Below are 6,146 nucleotides of genomic sequence, written 5' to 3'. Positions count from 1 at the left end.
CCACACAACGCTGTGCTTTACTGATCCGATTGGCAACCTCTTCAACCGCCGTTAAATCAGCATAGCCCGTTGGGCGATAGCTGGGAGGGATGACTAAATCGGTCTCCGTTTGAGCACTTAACACATCTTGCGGAACACTAATAAAACATGCCCCTTGACGACCAGACTCGGCAATTCGAAACGCATTAGCCATGATTTCACTCGCCGCATCAACATGTTGGATCTCTGCGCTGTATTTGGTTACCGAGCGAAAAATGCTCACGGTATCCATACTCTGGTGAGTCTGTTTTTGCTGGTAAGTTCGTTTTACCGCACCACCAATAGCCAACATCGGATCGCCTTCGGCATTGGCCGTTGCAACACCAGTCACTAAATTTCCACAGCCCGGCCCTGAGGTCGCCAAGGTGACTCCCGCTTTACCGGTTAAACGGCCCATGATACCCGCCATAAACGCGCCATTGGCTTCATGTCTGACCGGGATCAGTTGAATGTGGGTATCTTCAAGTGCGTCAAATAACCGATCAATTTTCGCGCCGGGTATACCAAACACATAACGAACACCTAAGGTTTCTAACTGTTGTGCAATTAACTGCGCCCCATTGCGCAAGGCATGATGAGATGACATAACCTTTCCTTTTTGACTGACAGAATGGTGGATTATTTTTCAGCCGCTTCGATGGCGGAATGAAGATCTTTTGGCATCAAATCAGCACCAAGAAACTCACTTGATACCGGCATATCAATCACTAAGCGCGACACACGACCGATTTGTAAAAAACCCGACGCAACGACATAATCTTGAACATGACCGCCCCCTGTTCTCGCTTGATCAATAAAGTGCTCATGGTAACCGGGGACATTAATCCCCGTGGTATATCGTGGGCTACGAAACCCCGCCATCACCCCCGATTGATGTTCAAAATGAAACATGGGCTGCTGTTTGATTGCTTCGAGCATCGGCCGATAAGGGCGCTGCTGTTTAGGAACGGTGCGGGTTTGGACGAATGGAAAATCCCCTTCAAGCCGAATCGCGCAAAATACATTGTCACTAGGCACCAAGCGATCGATAAGCTGATGCACTTCCTGACGGGTTAACGTGTCATTAATGGGTAATTCAATGTCTGGTTTAAAGAAAGTAAACACCGCAAACGGCGTTTTTTGATCAAGTTGAGCAGGATGCGCGGAACCATTGGCGTGCAGTTGAAAAACCTGACGATCAAAAGCGATCAATTCGCCATCCAATTGATTAAATGTCCCTAATCCGAAGTCTCCGTGTTTAAGCAGTTCGGCAATGGTTGTTGAACCTTCATAAACACCGGCAATTAAGCCGCTCATCAGCGAAGTTTGATAAATTTCTCCTTCTCCTGAGCCTTGCTGATAGTGAGAAAATTGTTGTGCAATCTGCTGAGGACAAGAACAGACCGCAGAGATAAAACGTTGCATCATTCAACCCTAATATGAACCAAAGCGTATATTTAGATTGACTTCATGCGCACAACAAATCCAATATAAAAAAGATTTATTTTGATATAAAAAAAATATGGATGAACCATGGAATTTCGCTATATGAAATATTTTGTCGCGGTTGCTAAGGCTAAGCATTTTACCCGCGCGGCTGAACAGTTGGGCATGGCCCAACCACCGCTGAGTCAACAGATCAAAAAATTAGAAGATGAGTTAGGCATTGCCTTATTTAAACGTTTATCTCGCGGAGTTGAACTTACTGCCGCTGGGGAAGAGTTTTATCATGATGCGCAGCACATTTTGCAAGAGGTTGAGTGCTGTCAGCGAAAGTTAGAACAAATTGCGCGCGGTGAAAAACAAGAGTTACGCATCGGGTTTGCCTCCTCAACAGCGAGCAGTCGTAGCGTTTTAGAGAATATCCGCCAATTGCATGAACAGTGCCCAACTCTCCATTTAATTGCCGTTGAACACTCAATGCCCGAGCTGGTTACGTTACTTAAACAACAGCGTCTAGAGCTGGCTTTTCTGCGTTTACCTTGCTATGCCAGTGAGTCACTCAAACAACTGATCTTATTTGATGATCCTTTTGTCGCTGTCACCCCAGTCAGTCATCATTTAGCCGTCCACTCAAGCATTTATTTAGCTCAGTTACATCATGAAAATGTGTTGATGTTTCCCCGTGATACAGGTCCTGCGTTGTACGACCGTATTGAGGCAGCGTTACACAATGCTGAGGTACATATTGCTCGGCCTTACGCCACACCACAACTACGCACCGCGATTACCATGGCACAAGCCGGTTTTGGTATCGCCATTGTACCGTTATCTTTAACTGAGCATCTCGATCAATCCGTCGTTATACAACATCTTAACGACATGCCTTTTGTCAGTCAGGTCGCATTAGTATGGAATAGCCATCATCATCATCCCTTAATTAGTCACAGTATTCGATGTATGAACAGTTCTATCCCTAAACAACGTGGAGTTGCAGGTCGGCAGCAAGTGAGTGAAAAATTTGAACAGCCGTAGGCTGGCCTTTGGTGAGAGCCACGGATGGCTCATCATCCCCATGAGCATAGACAGGCGATGTGATTGAACGTAGCCAGCACCCCTGCAGCTTCAAAATCCGTTAGTGCTATTGGACTAACTCAATCCGATTAAATTAGAAAAAGTACCTTAAGGCTTTAAACGCTTGAATGCGAATTTACCGACTCTGAAAATGAAATAATTGTGGACGAAGATCATTCCCTTAGCCCACAGTCTTAGTACAGCAGAGAAATTATGTAAATTATTGAAATTATTGAAATTATTGAAATTATAGTAAAATACTCAGCTAATCTTCTTCACTTAACCATGTCGCATACTGCTTGGTGTAGTAGCTGACAATGAAATCAGCTCCCGCTCGTTTTAGCCCAATAAAAGTTTCGTTCACTACTCGTTTTTCATCGAGAGCGCCGGCCAGAGCCGCAAATTTAATACTCGCATACTCACCACCTACTTGATAAGCCGCTAGCGGTAAATGAGTCTCTTGTCTTAAGCGGGAGAGAACGTCTAAATAAGGTGTGCCCGGTTTAACCATAAGAATATCAGCGCCTTCAGCTTCATCAAGAGAAGCTTCGAGTAAAGCTTGTCGACCATTGGCATAGTCAAGTTGATAGCCTTTCCTATCACCATTGAGATCACAATCTACTGCCGCTCTAAATGGCCCGTAAAACGAAGAAGCAAACTTTGCTGAATGGGCCAAAATTGCCACATCATGATAACCAGCGGCATCAAGACCGAGACGAATCGCTTTTACTTGACCATCCATCATTGCTGATGGTGCTAACATGTCAGCACCCGCTTGGGCTGCGGTTAAAGCTTGCTTGACTAAGTTTTCAACCGTAAGGTCGTTACACACTTTACTATTTTTTATGACTCCGCAATGCCCATGATCAGTATATTCACAGAAACAAATATCCGGGATGACCATCATATCTGGCACAGCAGACTTTATTATTTTAATCATACGTGCAAGTAGACCATGCTCATTCCATGTATCGCTTCCTTGCGCATCTTTAGTGTGAGATATTCCAAAAGGCATCACATAACGTATACCTAACGCATGAAGTTCTCGAACCTCATCCGCTAAATGACATTCAGGGATTCTGCTTATCCCAGGTAGAGTAGAAATTGGCACTGCTTGCTCTATATGCTCTTCGACAAATATAGGGTGAATTAAATCGCCTAGCTGCACATGAGTTTCTCGTAATAAATCTCGCATAGCTTCGGAACTGCGGAGACGTCTCAGTCGTCGTGTTGGGGCAGTATTCAAAATATCATATCCTCATTTAAGTTAATTGATGCAAGGGTTCGTTAGCTCCGGTTGACGCTCACCGTTTCCCAAGAGGTAACGTTTAGACTGTGGATATCCGCCTTCTGGCAAACCTGATGATTTATACACGCATGAGAACATACTGGATTCGGTGTCGTTGGTTCGCCCTCTATAAACCTAACCTTCGGTCGACCAAACTGGTCACACAGTCCGCTAACGCCTTCACTTCGAAGAAAAGCCACCATTGAGAATACCTTGATACCGCAAAACCTGTACTATTAATTATGCTTGATGGATCTTACGTTATCAGACAACAAGCCATAGCAGCATTTGATCGAGACAGAATTCCGGGGAAAATTACCTATGTTGGCCGAAGTTTGAGTCAATGATAAAGTGCAATTAATGCTGGATTAGGAATTACCGTTCGCTCTTCTTTCAGTCACCCGGATACTGTTAGTAAATTGAAGAGCTAAAAATTTACGGTTGCTCCCATCAATCACATTCGTTGTAAGGGTTTAACCACACTGTCCAACCCTTCGATTTTTAATGCCAGGCAAAGCTGCAATAACTGACCTAATTCCCCTTCCGGAAAGCCTTTATTAGCGAACCATAATAAGTACTCTTCAGGTAAATCAATCAGCGCTCTTCCAGCATATTTACCAAAAGGCATCGGCATTCTGGCCAATTTGATGAGATTTTCTTTTTCTAACATCGATGAACCAAGCTCGGTAACGCACAGAAAAATTAGAATACAAAAAGTCTCCCAGGCAAAGCAAGCTCTGCGGGAGACTTAGTTGCTTAAAAGATCCCGATTAACCGCGTAAGATCATTTGCTCACGCTCAGGCCCCACAGAAATCATGGAAACGGGAACACCCAGCAGCGCTTCAATACGCTGTACATATTTTTGTGCAGCAATCGGTAAACTCTCAAATGTGCGGCAACCGGTAATATCTTCTTGCCAGCTCTCCATTTGCTCATAAATAGGGGCTAATTGTGCGGTTTGTGGCCAAATTGGGTTTTCGCTGTGGTTACCTTCATAACCGACACAAATTTTTAGATCGGCCAACCCAGTTAAACAATCAATTTTAGTCAGTGCCACTTCGGTCGCCGCTTGTAGCTCAACCCCATTACGCGTTGCTACCGCATCAAAATAACCCATATCACGTGGGCGACCGGTTGTTGCACCAAATTCATTAGCTTTTTCACGGAAGGCATCTTGCTCTTCCATCGCAGTGATTAAGGTGCCGGTACCCACAGATGAACTGAAAGCTTTCGCAACCGCAACCACACGTTCAGGACGTAACGCTGGTAAACCGCCGCCGAGACCAGCATAAGCGGAAGTCACATTCGAAGAGGTAGTCCAAGGGTATTCCCCATAAACTAAGTCACGACCTGCCCCTAGTTGCGCTTCAAACAGTAAGTGCCCCCCTTGAGCTTGGATCGCTTTAAGCGGTACGGTGACATTGCAGACGGCATCCAACCAAGGTTTTGACACGTCAAGTAACCATTGAGTCATCTCAGCGGCACTTTGACTAAATTCAAAGCTTGGATAAAGCGCTTTAAGCTGCGGTAATTTCCAATCTAACCAAAATTGAATACGCTCTTGTAGCACGTCTGGTTGTTTTAACCAACCGACTAAAATGCCTTTTTTCATCACTCGATCACCATAAGCCGGTGCAATACCTTGACGAGTTGAACCGTAGGCGCGATCAGCTAATCGAGCTTCTTCTAGTGAGTCTTCTAGGGCATGTAGAGGTAAACATAGCGTAGCTCGGTCTGAAATGGCTAAACGCAATGGCACACCAGACTGCTCAACTTCTGCCATTTCTTGTGCTAATAGCTCAGGGCTAATTACCATGCCTGGGCCAAGTACCGCTAAACAATCTGGGTTAAATACGCCGCTCGGTAGTTGGTGCAATTTAAACGTACCAAATTCATTCACTACGGTGTGACCGGCGTTATTTCCGCCTTGAAAGCGAACACTGGCTGAGGCTTGATCTGCTAAATAATCAACAATACGACCTTTACCTTCATCACCCCAGTTCGCACCAACGACAACAATAGACGACATAATTTACTCTCCTTAAAAGCAATAAAGCTCATCCTATGCTCAATATTGAAATAAGAAAAATTAATTATTATTATAATGCCAATAAGAAAATCATATCGATATAACCCTAAGTAAAATGCACGGAGCCATCATGCTTGATTTCAACTGGTTAAATACTTTCGTAACCTTGGCTAAATATCAGCACTTTGGCAAAACAGCAGTAGCGCTACATATGACTCAACCCAATGTCAGCCTGCATCTTAAACAGTTAGAACAGGTAACCCGAGTTAAACTAGTTGAACGAAATCCCTTTCGCT

7 protein-coding genes are annotated in these 6,146 nt (G+C 44.5%); 2 read left to right on the top strand and 5 right to left on the bottom strand.

The window, feature by feature from the left end; all coding sequences use genetic code 11:
- On the bottom strand, positions 1–625 hold a 625-nt coding region (locus B7C60_RS18195), incomplete at its 3' end, for a thiamine pyrophosphate-binding protein (RefSeq protein ID WP_245868760.1).
- Between the two features lie 32 nt (positions 626–657).
- Complete coding sequence (gene budA, locus B7C60_RS06840; protein WP_099611008.1) at positions 658–1,443, bottom strand: acetolactate decarboxylase; 786 nt, start codon at positions 1,441–1,443, stop codon at positions 658–660.
- 108 nt (positions 1,444–1,551) lie between these two features.
- Here budA and B7C60_RS06835 point away from each other — a divergent pair, with 108 nt between their 5' ends.
- Complete coding sequence (locus B7C60_RS06835) at positions 1,552–2,493, top strand: LysR family transcriptional regulator (protein ID WP_245868758.1); 942 nt, start codon at positions 1,552–1,554, stop codon at positions 2,491–2,493.
- A 304-nt stretch (positions 2,494–2,797) separates the two neighbouring features.
- Here B7C60_RS06835 and hemB read toward each other — a convergent pair whose 3' ends face one another.
- The 3 genes from hemB to B7C60_RS06815 form a co-directional block, all read right to left on the bottom strand.
- The gene (gene hemB, locus B7C60_RS06830) at positions 2,798–3,778 is read right to left on the bottom strand and encodes a porphobilinogen synthase (protein ID WP_212752268.1); all 981 of its coding nucleotides are present in this window, start codon (positions 3,776–3,778) and stop codon (positions 2,798–2,800) included.
- A gap of 496 nt (positions 3,779–4,274) precedes the next feature.
- Complete coding sequence (locus tag B7C60_RS06820) at positions 4,275–4,490, bottom strand: DUF3820 family protein (protein WP_099611006.1); 216 nt, start codon at positions 4,488–4,490, stop codon at positions 4,275–4,277.
- Between the two features lie 100 nt (positions 4,491–4,590).
- Positions 4,591–5,850, bottom strand: a complete 1,260-nt coding sequence (locus tag B7C60_RS06815) for an adenylosuccinate synthetase (protein ID WP_099611005.1) — start codon at positions 5,848–5,850, stop codon at positions 4,591–4,593.
- Positions 5,851–5,980: 130 nt separating this feature from the next.
- On the opposite strand from B7C60_RS06815, the gene B7C60_RS18190 reads away from it, so the two are divergent.
- On the top strand, positions 5,981–6,146 hold a 166-nt coding region (locus B7C60_RS18190), incomplete at its 3' end, for a helix-turn-helix domain-containing protein (protein ID WP_245868809.1).

The sequence above is a fragment of the Vibrio fujianensis genome, assembly GCF_002749895.1.
GTDB lineage: Bacteria > Pseudomonadota > Gammaproteobacteria > Enterobacterales > Vibrionaceae > Vibrio > Vibrio fujianensis.
Note: the sequence above shows the minus strand (reverse complement) of the source record. Positions and strands in the feature narration are given on the sequence as shown.